We start from the raw sequence: 19,179 nt of genomic DNA on the forward strand, positions 1-19,179 counted from the left end.
TTACTAAAAGTCAAAATCACTGACAATGCCTAAGTTAATTGAAAACGGTATTTTTTCAATTACAACACCCGTTTCTACATCTTTTATATTCAAATAATAGGTTTTAGCACGGTCATACGTAATGCTTTTTAATACAAATTGCAGTTTAAATGTTCGCTCTTCAGGTTTATCGAATGTTCGATCCCCAATTATTGTTTCTTCATTGGATAATACGCTTCCCTCATCATCCGTCATATAAATTAAAACGGTACGTGGAATCTGCTTATCTTCTACCTTTTCAGTTTGGAAAAACTCTAAGTTAAAAATGCTATTTGTAATTTTTCGTGTCGTATTTGTTAGCTTAATATCCACTTTCTGAATCGCTTGGACACCTTTTTGACCAACACGTTTATTTTTAAATGTTAGCAAGGGAACAACCACTTCCTGTAAGCTCGCTCCACCGTGTACAAAGTTTACACCTGCACCTTGCAGGCGATTGCGAATTGTACCATTTGGTAAATAAACCGTTAATGCTTCTTCATTTTGAACAATTGTAGATAAATCCACGGCAATTTGCCCCTCTAGTTCACGGTGCTCCTTCGATAAAATATGGCGGCGTTTCACTTCGATTACATCCATCTTCTCCTTCGCCAATTTATCACTATCAGGAAGCTCTTCACGTTGATACAAGAAACCATGATCGGCTGTAATATAAACATTCGAACCACTTAAATCATCACGTATCACCTTTATTAAAGCGGATAATTGATCTAACGCTTTTTCAACGGCATTGAACGTATAGATTTCTGTAGACGCTTTATCACCCATTGCATCAATCGTGTCATGATAGAAGTAAATGAGCTTCTTCCCTTTAAAGACCTCTCTACGTCCTGTCTTATTCATATCTAACACATCCTGAAAATGCACTGCAATACTATCTTCCACATACGATTCAAGTATTTTTTTACGATTTTCTAAACCAGATGAATCCGTATCATCAATCATTACTCGAGCAGTTGCATCAAAATCAAGCTTACGATGAGGCAACAGAGCCGCCATCCCTAATTTTGTTACAGAAGGCACTACACCTAACAGCGTGCCTACCTCACAATCACCTATTGTTTCAGCATTTAATCGTTCTGCTAGTTCTACGCCAACTTCATAACGCATCGCATCAGAAATAATAACGAACACTCGCTCACCTTTACGGATATGGGGTGCGATAACTGACGAATAAAAGCTTTGTTGACTTCTCACTCCTGGCAACGACCAACCCTCTGTCATCTCAGCTTTCACAGCCTGTGACCAATTCGTACTTAGCTCTGCCACAAACCAATTAGTATAAAGGTTTTCTACTAGTGATTTCAGTTTTTTAAGCAATTCATTATTACTAGCCTCATCAAAAGCAACATAAAATTTACGGTAATACATATCCATAGCGTAATACTCTTTCACATACGCCTCTTGTATTGCGATTGGTTCACCCTGCATAAGCCCCTGCTTATGCTCCTTGTAAAACTCATGCATTTTTACGGTATAATACAATGCCTCATAAACAAATGTGAATTGCTCATAATAATGCTTCGCTCTACGCAGCTTAATTAGCTTTGTATAATTTTCAAAGTCCTCTAAATTCTCTAACAAGCTATTCGCAATTTTAATAATAATCGCCTTATCAAAATAGGGAAAAATGTCTGCTTGCTTGAATTCTTCAACAGGAATCGATTGAATGATGCTTGCTAATTTCACTTCTTGCTCAATTAATGCTGCGTACTCATCAAATACAGCGTAATCCGTTTTATGGTGTCGCCAATGGTCGATGAATACTAATGAATTCGTGCGATTACGAACTGCTACAAAGTCCTTTAATCCCCCTAAATATTCCTCTTTCATTGCATGACTAAGTGACGTAACTGTCAAATGAATAAATAATGTTTTCAAGGTCTTTACTTCACGCTCATAGCCATAAAGCTGCTCTACATGTTTCCAAAAAGCAGCTAAATCAAAGAACTTCTCCATCTGTGCGATGTATTTATTTTCAGTATCCTCTAGCGTATCCATTAGCACCGTTTTTAAGACCAATTCAAAATTTGGTTTCTTAAAGCCACAAAGAACGCTCATAATCGCAAGCTCAATCGATTCTTCTGTATAGTTCGTCAAACCAAAAGCCTGAAACTTCTTGAAGCGTTCTTTGTTATTAAAGAACTTTTCATATTTCTTAATAATCATTCGCAACGATGGATCAATATGTAAGTCACTAATAATTAATGAAATACGATCCGCAAAAAACGTTTTTGAATAAAGCACAATATCGTACAACCAGTTTTCTTCCGAATTCAATTCCAAATTCGTGTAAATCAAATAATGTGATTGCGTGTCCTCTTCCTCTAATAAATGCTTCATATAAAATTGATTGTTATTCGTTAATTTCTGTATGTGTACACCATCTATTGTCATTTGATCAATTTCATCAATAAATTCTTGATCCTTATCTACCCAGAATACAATTTTACGCTGCTCGCCACTTTTCAACGGCTCACTAAATGCATCCTGTAACGCAGATTCTATTTGTTCGATATTCAAAAGAATCACCTCACCTTATATTATAGCTGAAAACACAAAAAAGCCTCTTCTAATTTGAGAGGCTTATAAGGAAACACGTATATAGAATATTTTTTATCGGAAGCTCCCATCAATAATTACAATCTCTACACAAATCAGTAGATATATTATTAATCAAGTACCCCGCATGAAGCATGCCTATTATTCCCTAGAAACACTTATTTTATTTATTCTTAATTAAACATTTCAACTCATCTATATGTTCCGCATCAGGAGAATAATCAATAAAATTTAACTGCTCCGATATGTCTCTACGAAGCTTGGAAAAGGCTTCGTTATTAAAATCTCCTTTATTTGCAATATAGCCAATGACTAATTCTTTTATAGCTTCCTTACTTTCAAAATAATTCTTGTTATTATTATACAACTCCTCCAAATAGCTTTCGGAATAAATAATTCTTTTTCGAATCAATTCTTCAGCCTGATTATTATGGTATTTATATAATGTTTCTATTTGAAAGAAATCTAAATAATTATCGATGCTCTTATCAGAAGTTTTCTCTATATAAATATCCGGCATCTTTTCATCTAGCCAATTTACTTTAAATTTAAAATAATCATCAAAATTAGCCTCGTATGGATTAACATCATCAAAACCAAATTCTTTTATATTTTTTAAAGAAGAATTACAAAATTTACAACATGGCACTAAATTATATAGAGACATAGCCAAATACGGATATTTATCTTTAGGATAAAAGTGATCTAAGTCCGCTCGTAATTTATGTTTTTTTGAATAAATATTCGAATGTTGATAAATCGGGGTTATATATTGCCTATTACAATACGGACAAATCCTTATGCCCGTCATCATTACAAATGCATACGGATTCCAAGATTCTTTTATTAGGTTAGGTTTTATTTCTTTATAAACATTTTGTGTAATCATTTCATTCGCAACAATATTGTTTAGTTCACTAAATTTTGTATAGTTGAAGATTTCTAAAAGGTACTTACAATAACCAACCTTCTCGCCTCCCTCTGTTATTCTATAAAAAGTCGGGTTATCTTGAAGTAGTTTTCGGGATAAATCAGGTATATTTTTCATAAACTCTTTTAATAAAGATGGTTTCCCTATCGCTAGTACTTCGTAATGTTGCTTACAATACCGCATGAACTCCCTATGATGGTCTTCATATTCTTCAAAATATAAATCTACAGAAGTACCATCAAATCTACAAAGAATTGTTTGTTCGAAGTATTTCAAATGCTTAGATTCTACCTCTCTAGAAAGCTCTATTTTTATCATTTACTTAATCCCCTAGGTTCTGTGAGTTAATTATATGCTTAATCAATGCTTCTTTGTCTGTTGAAGATAAGTTATTATATTTTTTTATAGCATCTGTTAATTCAATAGTTTGAAATCCTTTTTTTTTATCTCTTAACTTTTCTTGCAGCATTGATTTTATTACTGGTTCCCCTATCTTATTCACAATATATTCTGCACCAATCATTTCCAAATCTGATGCAGTTCCATTATCTAAGCATTCCTTAACTTCTTCGATTTTAAAATGCGAATACGCTCCGAGAGTAGCATTCATAAAAAATGCATCCCTTAGAAGTACATGAACATTTTGGGCAAATGTATCAAAAGTGCAAGTCTGAACAATACTAGAAAAACCGGATTTTTCCACTGTTAAAACATGGGCTTTTGGTATATCGCTAACAAGAAACGGTGAGTGACTAGCTAAAATAATTTGAAATGTTTTGTTTTTATACTGACCTAAGAAATCCAACAGCGTTTTGATAAATGTTCGGGCTAACTCAGGATGCATCCTAGTTTCTGGTTCATCTAGTAATAAAATAAAATGATTTTTCCCATCTAGTTTCACTGTAATTTGCTCATCAATTATAGACATCAATCCTAAGTATCCTAGCTCTCCATCACTTAAAAAACGAACATCGAAGCTAAAGAAGTTTTGAAAAACTGAAAATGGCTTTTGCTTTATTTCACTCTCCTGTGGTTCATCAATTGTTAATTCAATTAATTTTAATAATGGTTCTTTTTCTATCTTGCTGTTAATTTTAATTTCTATGTAATTTTCGTTTATTTCGATAGCTGCTGTACTGCTTACTTCAAGAAATAGTTTCTCTAAAAATCCTACTAGATCTGTATAACGTTTGAAGAAGAACTCAAATTCCTCTGATTTACCTTCAAAAAAATTTGCAGCAACAACATTTAAGGCTGTATCATAATATTTTTTTATTTTCTGATACGTTACCTCATTCGAGTTCAGTTGAGGCATACGCTCCTTAAGATGCGATACTTTTAAATCCCCCTCTCTTTTAGTTAATCCGATAGAATTTATAAAATGAAAATAGAAACTTGAAAGCAGCTCGCAAATCCATGCTTCTTTTTTTGTTACGTTTGCTCCTTTTATATTTTTAAATCCGCAAATATTTAAATTCTCATCAGAATAATCATACACATCATTAGCATAACGAATATTTAACGTATAATGGTCATCTGCATAAATGGACCTATTTTCAACAGACATTTGTTTAATTAAAAATTCTATCTTTTTATACAAAAAATCAGATGTAAATTTTGCAACTCTTCTTGGAACGGCTATTTTATATTCATCTTCGTTTACAAAAGATTGGTTATCAAAATATCTTGGATTATATTTTTCTCTAAGCAGTATAATTGCTGAATTCTCTTTGAGTGAGAGGATTTCGGTATGATTTACAAATGTATCTTGAACAGTAGCGTTATATCGTAACTTTTCCACCTCAGAATAACAAATAAAAGAAAACCAATACTTAGATTTATAATACTTAAAATCTATATTTTCTTTATTCTCAATCAACTTACCATACTGTTCGATATCATTCCCTTCAAAGCAATATAGACTTTCACCATTACTATCTTTACCAATATAATAAATAAAAAAGTATTGCGAATTTTTACGTTCCTCTTCTATATCCTGAGGGTATCTTATAACACCAAATTTTTCTTTTGGTCTGCTATATTTGATTTCAAATTCCTCGCTTAAATTATTTCTATCACGTAATTTCATACCGATTAAATCAAGCAAATTGCTTTTCCCAGCTGCATTTTTCCCTAAAATAGCAGAAACATTTAAAATATTATCAGGAAAAATATTATAAAAATAAGGATTTTCTTTAATTATGATGGTATTTTTCTCAAAGTCATATTGAACTTTAAATTTATCAGACAGACTTACACCTGTATTATTGAACGTCCGATACTTATCAATCCATATGTATATTAACTCCATAAACTTCTCCCCCTTTAAAAATAAGACAATTCTATGGTAAGTGTATTAATAAAAAATATATCGGAGTAAATTTAGTCTCTAATTTTACTCCGATAACTTCACCTATATTTTTGCTACTAACCCTTTAAACGACTCATAATTATGCTTCATACCGTCATCTAAATCGATTTCAATTTGCTGATCCGCCATATGATGCAATAGCTCATCATATTTTTTCAATTCATCAATTTTCTTCTCTAGCAATTTCAACTCTTTCTTAGCACTTGCAATTTCTTTAACTGTTGAATCACCATTAATGATATTTAATAAATCATTTTTCTCTGCATCCATTCGATTTTGTACTTCATGTACATAATCAGTGCGGATACGTGATAGAGTTGTTTTATCATAGCGATGCATATAAATTAAGCAGTTGAATGCTTTTTCTTTACCTGATGTAAATAGCCAATAGATAGGACGTTTTTTGTATGTTTGAACATGATCTTTGAAGAAGTCATTTATGAAATAACGGCGAATCACTTCGCGTGCCGTTTCTGTTTTCTTACGCCCAATTGCATCAGCAATAAAATCGAGGTTTTTTTCCAATGTTTTCTCGCTAAATGTTATACGAACAAAATTAATAAATTTCGTTACAATATCGTCTTCGAAATATGCACCTGATAAAATTGGTAAGATATTATCTGCATCTGCTTGGAATGTTTTATAACGTGAAGCGTCAAATTCACCACCAGCATAGATAAGACCTTCTTCGTCAAGTGAATAACGACCTAAAGAACAACCGATAGCATACGAAATAAACGACTTTACATCACGTTCTAAATCAGCTTTTCTAATAGTAATTTCTTCATCTTCAAGGCTAGAAGATAAATCATCTTGTAAGTCATATATATCAATAAAAATCTGGTTTAATTCCTCTTCATTTTGTTTTAAAAGAATAAATTCTTGAGAACTATGAACTTCCCAATCATTAAACGCTTCTTCAACCGTTGCTTTTTTATTTGATAGAAATGGATGAACAGTGAATTCCCATGATATTTCAAACGAATCCCATTCCGTCTTAGCAATGTTCAAATTATTATCTACTAATTGAATTACTTTATTTACAACTTCTTCTTCATATAACACCGGGAAATTACTAAAGTCACCTATTTGCAAATGAATCGTTGGATTTAGCATTTTAAAAATATAATTGGATATTTTTGTTGCCATCAGACCCAATAGATATTTCATTTTTCTTGTATCATTTGTAAATGCAGACATACCAGAAACATCATGAATGCTACCTTTACTTCTATATCTTATACTAAATCCACCACTTGTTACATCCGACCAAGTAATTGCCTCTTTAAAATAATATTGGGGACTCCTAACAACAGATCTTAATTTACCTTTTTCATTTTTGAAGTTCTTAATCTCTTCACCATCATTCTCCCAATTTACAACATAGTCATAATTACCATACCATTGACGACGTTCTCCACCTTTATTATAAGGAACCCATTTATAGCCACTTGTCTTCGATTCTTCGGTAGAAACTGTGTCATATTTTATTTTAGATGGATTTAACTCCCACCAAAACCTCAAGAACTGATTATTTTCTCCTGTTTGTAAACCTACTTTGGGTTCTATCAATTCATTCATACTCGAACCCACTTCAAAATCTTTTAACAAGTTATCACTTGCCCAATAGGCAATTGGATTACCAGGGATCTTCTTAAAACCATTTTGATCAGTAGTATATCGATACTTACAATCTGGCTTAGCTACTGCTTCTAATGTTTTAATTGGCTGATTTGCGACCCCTATAAAATCCGAAAGCTTAATATATTCACCTAAAAAAGAATTATTATAGTTTCTTAAAGTAAATGTACATATTGGAACCGTCGCTCCATCGAAACCTGAATATTCTAACTGAATTAAACTACTTATTGTTTTATCTGCTATAATTTGATTTCTAAGCTTTTCATATGACACAATGAACATCCAAACAAATGGCGTCATAAAACCAATTTGTCCATTAACCTTCGTTCTATCAAAGCTTGAAGAAATAAACGCTGAAAATAAGTCTGTTTTTACTTCACTATAGTTATTAGCCAAATAATCAGTAACTTCATCTGTTATATACTTATTTCCCGCATATGGCGGATTCGTAATATATATGTCATACTGACTACTCATTAAAAATGCTTGTTTCACAAGACCTTTAAATAAATTTAAGATGCGGTCTTTCATTTCTAATTCAAATAAATCATTTGATTGCTGCTCAATTACTTTTAATCGCTGTTGTAATAAATCAATATCATACGCTTCTACTTTAAGCAGAGAACCAATTGCTTTTGCGTGTTTAAATTGTTCAACAAAAGATTTCATATGATTAAATGATTCACCTGTAGGTTCTCCTGCTAAATAAGCAATAACTTCACCAGCATCTTTCTCTAAAACAAGATTCGTTTCCTGTATTGCAGCCAAATTCATTTCCAAAGGTTCACGCTCAATACTACGCAAAAAACGCTTATTATATTGTTGTGCCTTCATTACCACTGTAAAACTAGCTAGTTGAAATGCTCGCTCATCAATATCCAACCCATACAAATTCTTTTCAATTATCAATCTTGGTATTTCGCGATCCATATATCCACATTTACTATAAATCTCGTAAAGCACATCAAACATATAAGCAAGGATATGCCCACTTCCCATTGCAGGGTCATAACATTTAATATCTTCTACATTTAACTCCTTATTAATATACGGTGCAATTTTTTCATTAAAATCTGGTTCAGGATTAGGATTTTCTAAATAAAATTCCCAGTTTTGAATTAAATCTCTATGTTCTGGGTGTGATTCAATCCAGTAACGCCCTAATGCATTTTGTACCATGTACCGCACAATCCACTCAGGTGTAAATAGCTGTGTGGCAAACGGAATTTCCTCTGCTTTATAACGTTTCTTCGCTTTAATTACACGCTCATTTTCTTCTGAAATGTAGTATTGATACAGCCAACCTACTATTTCAACATTTTCCCAATCCTCTTCTGGTATCACATTCACATCAGTCATAGCACGTACAAATGTATCTGTCCCTAACAATCCTTCTGGGAACAGTACTTCTGTATATCCTTCAATCGTTTCAAACATAAATGGCATATAGCGATTCAGATCATTACAATGAATTTTGATTAGATATTTGAAGAGCTCATCCGTGTTGTTTTCAATTTTCAAGTTATACACAAGCTCTTTATCAATCGGTAAATCCAAATTCAATGCCTCTTTAAACATATCTGGCTCTGTACTATCAGGATTCACAGAAGAAAGTACACGCACCTTTGTTGGTAAGTAATCATTTACTTCCATATAACGTAGGGCGATAAAACGGTTAAACCACGTATAAGCAGCCTCTTCCATAACACGGTCATAGCCAATTTCGTTAACACGTGTAATTAATTTATTACGTTGCTTACGTTCAACATCAGAAAGCGGCTTGCCATCAATAAAGATAGCGTCCGAACTTTCTAATGATGCTTGCTGAATTGCATCGGGCGTAATCCCTAGCTTACGTGCTTGTATTTTAATTTTTTCAAGTAGTTCGAGGCGTGCTTCTGTTGCAAAGCTCTTTAAAGCCGATTTATTCATTGCTCAACATCCTTTACTCAATAAACTCAATTTGTTTATTTGATTTAATAATTTGCTTTAATTTTGCAGACAGCGTTGAAATATATTGATCCACATCTTGCTCCGTCGCAAGTGTTTTCATTGGCACTAATTTCGACACTTTTATAGATTCTTTTTGAACAATCGGTTCTTCTACTGGTGGGACATTTGTTTCCCCACCGATTATACGCTGCTGCTCAGCTTTACGTTTTTCTTCCTGTGCTATGTCTTGATTGATGATTCGGCTCATTCTATCCTTCAAGCTTGCACTTTGAGAAATCGTAGCATCCACCTTATAAATGTCTGTAAATGCTGCAATATCAGCTAATAACTTAGTAAAATAAGCTTCCACGTTTTGCTTTGTTTCAGCTGATACGCCATATTGTCGAGATAATAATGCTACCTCATCGTAATCTAGCTGCACCTTTTCTTGTGCAAAGGCAATTTTGTCTGTTAAGACCTTATTAAATGAAACATCGAGAGCATTCGTTAGCTCTGGGATTTCTTTAATTTTCTTATATGGAATCGGATCATTTAGTATCGTCTGTAGTTGCTGCATTGGCTGTTCAATTTCTTCACCAAATAGGTACGATTTATTTTCCTCGTATTTTTTTAATGCCGCTAAGCCTTTATCGAATAACTCTTTTTGATTCGTTTCAAAGAAGCTCTTCACATAAGCAATGTCCTCTTCCCAATCTAACAAGTTATTCTCTAGCTCTTTTAGCTTTTCAAAGAAAGAAACACTATCCAATTTGGCATCAAACTGCTCGAAATACTCTAGCCCTTTATTTAATAAGCTCATCCCTGGATATTTACGTCCTTCATAACGAACCTTGTAGCCTTTAATTTCACTGATTTGCGTTTCCATTAAGCCTTGAATGTCTTTTAATAAGCCATCCTCATCATCTGCTAAGTTTGTTGTATTAAACACGTCCTTACAAATACTTTTAGCAGTTCGAATTAATGCTTCATCTACTTTAGTACGTTTGACAACAATCGCTTTTTCTGACTCTGACGACTTGACTAAAGCTGTTATGATTTTATTCGTATCTTTTGCTGGCTCAATATATTCAGAATTGTAACGAATACGTATTCGTTGCTCGATTAAAAGCTCTACAATAAGTGCAGCAATATCTATAGGTTTCCACCCATATGGCTTATCCTGATAACGATCATATATTTTCTTTACCGTAATTTGTTTCTTAATTTGATCCTGTAAATCAACAAATTCAAATACCTTACGCTTTGCCTCTTGATTAGGCTTTGTCACAATAGAATCATCTAATGATAGTTGGCTGTTATCTGTATCTAACATAGTTGCCAATTCTTTTTCATTATCTAAAAACTCTTGTATATGACCTAATTCATTAAAGACATTTTCTACTAACACTTTAAATGCCGCATTGATTTTTTCTTTTACAGAAGAGCCTTTAATTTCTACCTTTTCCCCGTAAATATAGAACTCAGCTTCCTTAATAGCCTCCGTTAATAAATCTCTTACTCGGCGTTTACGATCCTTCACTTCGACTTGCTTGTTATTTAATATGTTTTGAATGTTTTCAGGTTGCTGCAACGGATTTTTCTTTTTGCGATAGTCCTCAATTTTTAATGCTTCTTCCATTTCTTCTACATAAGAATCATTCGCACCTAGCTTGATAAGCATTTCTCCACTGCCAGATGTAAGCAGCATTAGCTCCTGCTGCGATTTTTGATAATGATCCGATAATGGTGAAATAATTTGCACACCAATAGAAGAAGTTTGGTTGCCATAATTTTTTTCATCCATCTTTTGATTAAATTGGAAGGCATAGTGTTTCGAATAATTGAAACGTTTTTCATCATAAAGGTCGAGGAATATTGTATTTGCTAACTCACGTTTTAGTACATCCTCATCGATAGTCACTTGCTTAATTTCACGGTTAATATCTTGCTCATCATCTGTCAAGAACACATAGTAGTCACCGTTTTTCTGAATTAATGTTTGTCCAATTAATTTACGAACAGCAGATTTAATTTTTTCTTTTAACTGTAGTTTATCCTCATCAATGTTTGTTACCATCAATGTTGCGATATTATCAATCGTAGCTGGTACCTCTTTCACGTACTTGATCATGAATAGCACTTTTAATAAATCGATATTAAATTCATCATCTTTTAAAGCTGGGTTTTCTTTTGCCCCTTCAATTACACGTGAAATCGCTGGGTTTAAAAATTCTTTAATCGTGTCATAAAATGCATAAAATGGAATTAAAGCACCTTCTTCTGCTTCTTTATAATAAAGTGCAGCTTCCTTAAAGGCAGAAAGCATTGAACGCTCGCCCTCCGATAAATGCTTTCCAGATGAACCGTGCTTACGTACTTGTTCAAATACATTTTGTAGCAATTTAAATTGATACGGAATAAATGGGTATACTTCCGCAAATTCTTGTTCATGATCATAGCCTCTTAAATCAGCTGTGCTTTCACGGAAGCTAATTAGATTTTTTAATATCGCACTTTTCTCTGGATAAATCGCCTTTAATTTATCTGTTACATGTGGATGCTTTTCTAAAATACGCTTTTTGATTACTTCATCAACTGAAATTGAAGATAAAGATAAACGAGTATCAAAACGTCCTTGAATACGTGAGAAATCATCACCTTTTACTTTAATAATCGAATCGATACTTTCCTGAGAAGTAACCATTACCCATACTTTACCTTCAGCGTATGTACCTAAATCTTCTGTTAGCGTTTGCAAATTAAGCATTAAATTACGGTTGTCGCCAATATATTGTCCAATCTCATCAACTAAAAATACTAAATGGAAATTTGGTCCCTTTGAATCTATGTAATCCTTTACGTCTTTCGCAAACGTTTGAATATCCATTTCAAAGTCATCTACTTTTTCTTCAATCCACTTACGTGCAGAAGCCTCTGACAAATTAATCACTTTTCCTAAAGCTTCAATGACAAAGTCTTGATCAAAATAGAATGTGCTACGACGTTCTTCCCAGCTTTCGCCTACAAGCGATTGGAACTCCTGCTTAAATGCTTCAAATTTGCCTTGCTTATCAAGGTATTTCTCCATTTCAGCAACACCTGGAATATCTCCGTAATAGCCACGGTGTTCATAAAATACCTTCATAAATACACGTAAAATGGCATCTTCTTTTGATTTGTTATCTAAAGAACTTTTTGAATCAATATTGAATAAAACAACTTCTGTTTCAATATCTGCCGCTTTTTTCATATTGGCATATACTAATGGATCTTTAATCTTATCTTCAAATAGATTTACAGGGAATTTATTTTCTACCATACGGTTTTCTAATAGGTACGCTAAAATCTTTAAGAAATGCGATTTACCAGAACCAAAGAACCCACTAATCCAAACACCCATCTTGTCTGTTTTTCCAACAATTCCTCGTTGGTAGTTCTCATAAAACTTCGAAAGGTGCTTATTTAATTCCTGCGTCACAACGTATTCATCAAGTTCATTATGAATATCTTTATCACTCGTTTGAGCTACTTTAATAACGCCACGAATATCACGCTCAATACTCTTTAAAAACATGTCCTTTAAAATCATCTAAAAAGCCTCCCTATTCTAATCAATTAATCGAAATGCTCGGTAATAGTTGTCATCCTTAAATTTGCTAAATAGCTGTAATGATTGCCCATCATATTGCCCTGGGAAAAACATAACAACTGGTGTCTTGTCTAAAATTTCTTGTAGGTTGTTCAAAATGTTATGAGAACGCACAAAAGGATATACTTTCCCTACACCTGTAAGAAAAATCACATTATGACCGTCTAATTTTTCTTTGATTTTATTGAGGAAGATTTCTGGCTTTGCAAACGTTGTCATTGCTTTAAACAACGCTTCCTTACCCTGCCTTTCTTCCATTTGAAAAATTCGCTCATAAATACGCTTTTCTTTCGTTATTTCAAGAAGCGTCTTATATAAGTCCACCTCTAAAATTTGTCGTGTTGAGCCATCATAGTCGAATTCTTTTTTGATGTGCTGTATATAATCTCTCATTTCAAGTTCATGAACAGGTTCGTAATCAAATACATAGAAGCTAATTTCGTTACCTAGACCTCTACCTTCAATAAACTTGTCTTCTTTTAGCTTTGGAATAATTTTGTCCAGTCTCTCATTAAAATTAACCATGATAGCCTCCTGTTTCTCCCATGGCTTGTAAATACTTAGCATCACCAAGATGATTCAGATGACTTTTCACACGCTCATCGATATACAAACGGTTTAACTCATTCGATTGTAAATCTTTCAGTAGACCTGCATTTAACAAAATCTTCTTAAACACCTGTTTAAGTTTCGCTACTGTTGTATCCGACCAGCCAGCCATAAATTCACTTTGCTCCATCTTTGCCGCAAAAAATACATTCACGTCAACCTTATCGAGGTAATAATCATTGTTGTTTAACTTTTCAGCTACAACTTCCTGCATGAATTCATAGAAAAGACGATCAAATTTCATGATGGCATAAAGGTTGATCACTTTCCCCACCTCATACGGTTCATCAATCAATAATTGCATTAGTAATTCGTCTAGTAAGTCCACTCGCTTTAAAATATACGGCATTGCTCTTTTAACACTTGATAGCTTTTCATATTGAAAAATGTTTTCCCCTAATACTTTATATCGAATTTCTTTATCCGAATAACCTTGTTGCTTTAATTTTGCTACTTGCTTCACCTCGTAAAGCATAAATCCAGCACCTGTTAAGACAGAAGAATATTCTAAATCCATTGTCATTGATTCCTCACTCTCTTACAAGACTATTTCACTAATTAATTTCTACAATTTTCTTAATCAATAAAAGTCTTCTTTTTCCACATTGCTGCTGAACGATTTTTGTAAAAACCCCATCCTTCATTAGCTTGTCAGAGTTATTTAAATACATACTATGTACATCTGAAATAAGTTCTTCTTCAGTTATCGCCTCTTGCCAATACGCGTCTACTACTTCATTTATAGCCTTTGCTAAATCACGCTGTGTTCGATAAAAACGTTTTACAACCAACTGAAACACCTCAATTACATTATTAGTACAATATTTATATCCTATTCTTACTTTATTCTCATTAAAGGGTTACTTCAAGGACAAAATTAAATATATTAACATAAATTTTTGAACACCTCAATTAGTATGTTCATTACATATATTGAATCAGCAAGCTATGAAGTTACAAAACTAAGCTCATTATCTTCTACAAAATACAAGCAAGTGTATGGTTTAATCATTTTTGCCGATCCACCTACTTAACGCCACTAAATTTGGCAAGCAATCATTGCTACTTTCCCGTTTTAACTTCAACCATGACAGCAAGTTCAGCAATGCAATATTTCTCCTACGTGTAAGCGATTAGTTAGGGGGATATTGCCGAAGCAATTATGCCCTTCAGCCCTTGATACTAAAGGATTTACAATGAAAAAACGAAATATTTTTTCAACTTTTTTTCGAAATTTTTTTCAGAATTTAAGCTCTAATTAGGCTAAAATCCTTGGAGGAATCAAATAATAGTTTTTTCAGTCGAATCCTTCCATTGCTATTTAACCCCATTTTTACTGGATATTTATTTAATAGTTTCCCTAGTCATTTCCTTTCAACAATAATCCCTCTATTTTTATAAATGTAGCTTGAACATTCAAGAAACCTCTATGGCTTTTTTGATATAAGTTGTATAAATGTTATATAACTTATATTGTTTTTGGCATAAGTTATATAATTGTTATATAACTTTTTTTGCATTATTTTGCTTTGTATGAGCTTTTTCATTGGAACAATCTAATTGTAGTTTTTTCGGTCATTCTCTTCCTCTTAAATTTTCTTTAAACTTATATAACAGTTGTATATAAGTTATATAAAAGTTGTATAAACGTTGTATAACTTATATCATTTTCCATATAATGCGGCACTAATATCCGAGAAACACCTATGACTTTTTCGATATAAGTTATATATGTTGTATAAATGTTGTATAAATGTTGTATAACTTATATCATTTTCCATATAAATGTGGCACTAATATTCGAGAAACACCCTATGACTTTTTCGATATAAGTTATATATATGTTGTATAAGTGTTGTTTAACTATTTGGCAGTATAAAATCAAAACACTATTAATTAAAAGGAAATTGGTATTTAAACCTCAAATGTGGCTGCTGGTTCGAACGTTCTTATATCCCCTATTCGTTTGAAATTATTGGCTTATAATTTAGTTGGCTTTACGACTGGAATGCTCTGTTTTTGTCCAAATTGTGACAACTGTGTACAACAAATTCCTATATGTGTGTACGCACTCGTTTCCTCCTTCGAACTAGAGGCAGGTATTGGTGTACATTCGTACGTGCGTAATCCTACTTGCTGTCGGATCACTACAAGCGAGCTTTACGGATTGCTCTCGCCCCAAGCCCGCTTATGCCATTTCGTTTACTGGCACGCCCCATGGAATATCAAAACACTGTTAATTAAAAAGAAAAAGGCATTTAGACCTCAAATGTATCTGCTGATCTGAGTACTCTTATAGCCCTTATTTGTTTGAATTTATTGGCTTAGAATTTAATTGGCTTTACGGCAGAAATGCCACAATGGCGTCTGAAATATGACAACTGTGTACAACAAATTCCTATATGTGTGCACGCACTTGTTTCCCCCTTCGAACTAGAGGCAGGTATAGGTCCATGTGTAAACCTACTTGCTGTCGGATCACTACAAGCGAGCTTTATGGATTACTTTCGCTCCAAGTACGCTTATGCTATTTCGGTTACTAGCACGTACCACGGAATATTAAAACACTGTTAATTAAAAGAAATTGGTATTTATACCTCAATTGATGCAAGTCTTCCCCTAAGATTTAAGAATTACTTTCATTACTTCAAATCGTTTAGAGTCGACTTTCTTATACTTAATATGACATTTTGTGTCGGTTCCAACCCTAAAATATAAGATAAACATCTCTCTGTAATCCTTCTCCTCAAATCTAAAATTTCCAATCAAACAACATAGCTACGTAATTCAAATGTTTAGAAATAAACAATTTAATTATCTTAATTCTGGTTTCTGTCGTACTTAGAATGCTGATGAATTGCTGATTCTATGTATCCGACACTTTTTCATGAATATTCATTTCTGCAATTATATAGAGTGTCATAGCTATACTTCAGCTAGCTTCACATCTCATAACTGACGATCGGATGTGTCCGACACTTTTTCGAGAATTTTCATTTCTGCAATTGTATAGAGTGTCGAAGCTATACTTCAGCTGGCTTCACATCTTATAACCGACAATCAGATGTGTCCAACACTTTTTTATGAATATTCATTTCTGCAAGTTTGTAGAGAGTCGTAGTTATACTTCAGCTGGCTTCACATCTTATAACTGACAATCAGATGTGTTCGACACTTTTTTATGAATATTCATTTCTGCAAGTGTATAGAGTGTCGTAGCTATACTTCAGCTGGCTTCACATCTTATAACCGACAATCAGATGTGTCCGACACTTTTTTATGAATATTCATTTCTGCAAGTGTATAGCATGGGGTAGCAATTCTTTACTGACTTAATAACACTTACTATCTATTACGGAGGAAACAAATGGAACAAACTATTGAAAAATCAATCGAAGAAAAAATTGAAAGCCTAATTACACAAAGCCTTGAAAAAATCCTTGAAAAAAATATTGAATTAATCCTTGATACAAAGCTTGATTCTTACCTTGGAAAAAAGCTTGGATTTTCTTCTGATAAAAACCTTGAAAAAACCTTTGAAAATAAACTTGGTGAAACAATTGAACAGCATAATGAGCATGCAGCTAAAGAATGGCTGAACGTTCAAGAAACTTGCGATTATATCGGAATTTCATATAAAAGTTTACAAAAGCTTATTGATCAAGGTCTTAAAGGCAATTCAATTGGTCGCAGCAAGCGATTCTCCAAAACGGAAATCAATCACTTTTTAAAAAATGTACAAGCATAAAAAATAATGGAAAACACAAAAGGAGATCATTCTAATGACAACAATGGACAAAGCAGTTAAAGAATATATGAAAAGAGGCGTTCCTCATTATATGGTGAAAATGTATGGGGGTATCGATCCTTATACGAAAAAGCAAATCGATATTACAAAGCGTGGTTTTAAAACAAAAACTGAAGCAAAAGCTTTTTATGCTCAAAAACAAGCCGGAGTACTACAAAAAAGTGCTACTGACATTTCAAATCTTACATTTGAGCAATTCTATCATAATCGCTATGAAAAACACCTTGAAAATAGAAGTATCGAAAAAAGTACTTTAGGGAAAATTAAAGGAATGTTTAAAAACCACATTCTACCCTTCTATGGAAATTTAAAGATTAAAAATATTTCCTACCCAGATACTTTACGGTCATTTGAAGTATGGGATAAGAAGTTAGAAAGACCTTCAAAGGTAGCGAGTGAATTAAACAAATGCTTAGTACATGCAGTCAAGTATGGAATTATTTCAAAAAATCCCGTTGATCTCGAGGAATTGCGTTCTAATGAAAAAATGGCACTTCGTAAGAAAGGTAATAAACAAACTGAAAAACTGTTCTATACACCAGATGAATTGGATGTATTTATTCAAAAACTGAAAGCAACAGATGATATTTCAAAAATTGCAATTTTCCTCGTGCTTGTAAATTTAGGATTACGCAAAGGGGAGCTTCTTGCACTGCAATGGCAAGATATTGATTTTCAAAACAAAACAGTTCTTATTCATCAAGCTATTGGTACAGATGACTCGAATAAACCCTATGTTAAAAGTACGAAGAACACGGAGGAAAGAACACTTGATATTAATGAGGAAACTTTCAAAGCATTATTAAAATGGCAGGAATATCAAGCAGAGCAATTAAAGTGGCAAAATCTTGAGCATCAAGGCAGCGAGCAGTTTATCTTTCCAAACAATAAAAATACTTTTTATAATAACTGCAAGTTAAATGCCTGGTTAAAAAGATTCCAAATCCAACATGGTTTAAAGCTCATTTCAGTTCATGGCTTACGTCACAGTTGTGCTTCTCGTATCTATTATCAAACGAATGATGTAAAATTTATTCAACATTTCTTAGGTCACTCAAAAATAGCAACAACGATAGATACGTATATTCATTGTATTCCTGAATTATACACTCTATCAGATGAGTAAATTAATCATACTGCAAAAGGGATTGTTAGTTGAATCTCAATTTGTGCCAAAGTACATTTGTATTTTGGCATTTTTTCTTTCTCTTTTTTAACGGGTATTCGCAATAAATATAGAAATACTTAAAACTAACCCTTTTATTTATACATTAATCATAAAGAAGCTTGGTAAAAACCTTATTAGATAAGGCTCTACCAGGCTTTTTACATTTTCATTAATTATCTTCCCTCAATTGTCTCACTTGTTGCTGGTGGCTTAGAAGAATATCATACAGTACGCGGTTAATGCCTTGTACTTCGTTGACGATGCGTACTGAGATTCTTTCTAGGACGTCCCAAGGGATACGTACCCAGTCAGATGTCATGCCGTCGATTGACGTTACGGCACGGATACCGATTGCGTAGTTATTTGTACGACCATCACCCATAACACCTACTGAACGAATGTCTGGTAGTACACAGAAGTATTGCTAAATGTCTATGTTATGTTAAATTTAAAATTGAAATTTTTAGTA

The 19,179-nt window shown here is 33.2% G+C and carries 10 protein-coding genes and 1 pseudogene; 2 read left to right on the forward strand and 9 right to left on the reverse strand.

From position 1 onward, the window contains the following. Window positions 1–3: 3 nt before the first annotated feature. The 8 genes from pglZ to MKY46_RS18935 all read right to left on the reverse strand — a co-directional run bounded on the left by pglZ (window position 4) and on the right by MKY46_RS18935 (window position 14,534). Window positions 4–2,562: a BREX-1 system phosphatase PglZ type A gene (gene pglZ, locus MKY46_RS18900; protein ID WP_340835106.1), complete on the reverse strand. Its 2,559-nt coding sequence runs from the start codon at window positions 2,560–2,562 to the stop codon at window positions 4–6. Window positions 2,563–2,764: 202 nt separating this feature from the next. Further along, window positions 2,765–3,850: a hypothetical protein gene (locus MKY46_RS18905; RefSeq protein ID WP_340835109.1), complete on the reverse strand. Its 1,086-nt coding sequence runs from the start codon at window positions 3,848–3,850 to the stop codon at window positions 2,765–2,767. Window positions 3,851–3,854: 4 nt separating this feature from the next. Further along, window positions 3,855–5,843, reverse strand: a complete 1,989-nt coding sequence (locus MKY46_RS18910) for an AAA family ATPase (protein WP_340835111.1) — start codon at window positions 5,841–5,843, stop codon at window positions 3,855–3,857. Window positions 5,844–5,945: 102 nt separating this feature from the next. Continuing rightward, window positions 5,946–9,476, reverse strand: a complete 3,531-nt coding sequence (pglX, locus tag MKY46_RS18915; RefSeq protein WP_340835114.1) for a BREX-1 system adenine-specific DNA-methyltransferase PglX — start codon at window positions 9,474–9,476, stop codon at window positions 5,946–5,948. A 13-nt stretch (window positions 9,477–9,489) separates the two neighbouring features. Beyond that, the gene (gene brxC, locus MKY46_RS18920) at window positions 9,490–13,065 is read right to left on the reverse strand and encodes a BREX system P-loop protein BrxC (protein WP_340835115.1); all 3,576 of its coding nucleotides are present in this window, start codon (window positions 13,063–13,065) and stop codon (window positions 9,490–9,492) included. 18 nt (window positions 13,066–13,083) lie between these two features. Next, entirely contained in the window at window positions 13,084–13,650 is a 567-nt protein-coding gene (locus MKY46_RS18925; RefSeq protein ID WP_016993251.1) for a DUF1788 domain-containing protein, read from the reverse strand. Further along, complete coding sequence (locus MKY46_RS18930) at window positions 13,643–14,257, reverse strand: DUF1819 family protein (RefSeq protein WP_340835118.1); 615 nt, start codon at window positions 14,255–14,257, stop codon at window positions 13,643–13,645. The genes MKY46_RS18925 and MKY46_RS18930 overlap by 8 nt, the downstream gene beginning before the upstream one ends. A gap of 31 nt (window positions 14,258–14,288) precedes the next feature. Beyond that, window positions 14,289–14,534, reverse strand: coding sequence for a TIGR04540 family protein (locus tag MKY46_RS18935; protein ID WP_340835119.1), 246 nt, complete (start codon window positions 14,532–14,534; stop codon window positions 14,289–14,291). Window positions 14,535–17,101: 2,567 nt separating this feature from the next. Between MKY46_RS18935 and MKY46_RS18940 the strand changes: the two genes are divergently transcribed. After that, window positions 17,102–17,482, forward strand: a complete 381-nt coding sequence (locus MKY46_RS18940; protein ID WP_340835120.1) for a helix-turn-helix domain-containing protein — start codon at window positions 17,102–17,104, stop codon at window positions 17,480–17,482. 34 nt (window positions 17,483–17,516) lie between these two features. Next, a complete protein-coding gene (locus tag MKY46_RS18945) occupies window positions 17,517–18,668 on the forward strand; it encodes a tyrosine-type recombinase/integrase (protein ID WP_340835122.1) in 1,152 nt (383 codons plus the stop codon). A gap of 215 nt (window positions 18,669–18,883) precedes the next feature. Here the strand turns inward: MKY46_RS18945 and MKY46_RS18950 are convergent. Next, window positions 18,884–19,134, reverse strand: a pseudogene (locus tag MKY46_RS18950) (GMP synthase (glutamine-hydrolyzing)); the annotation flags it as partial. Window positions 19,135–19,179 lie beyond the last annotated feature (45 nt).

The sequence above is a fragment of the Lysinibacillus sp. FSL M8-0355 genome (genome assembly GCF_038008985.1).
Lineage (GTDB): Bacteria > Bacillota > Bacilli > Bacillales_A > Planococcaceae > Lysinibacillus > Lysinibacillus fusiformis_D.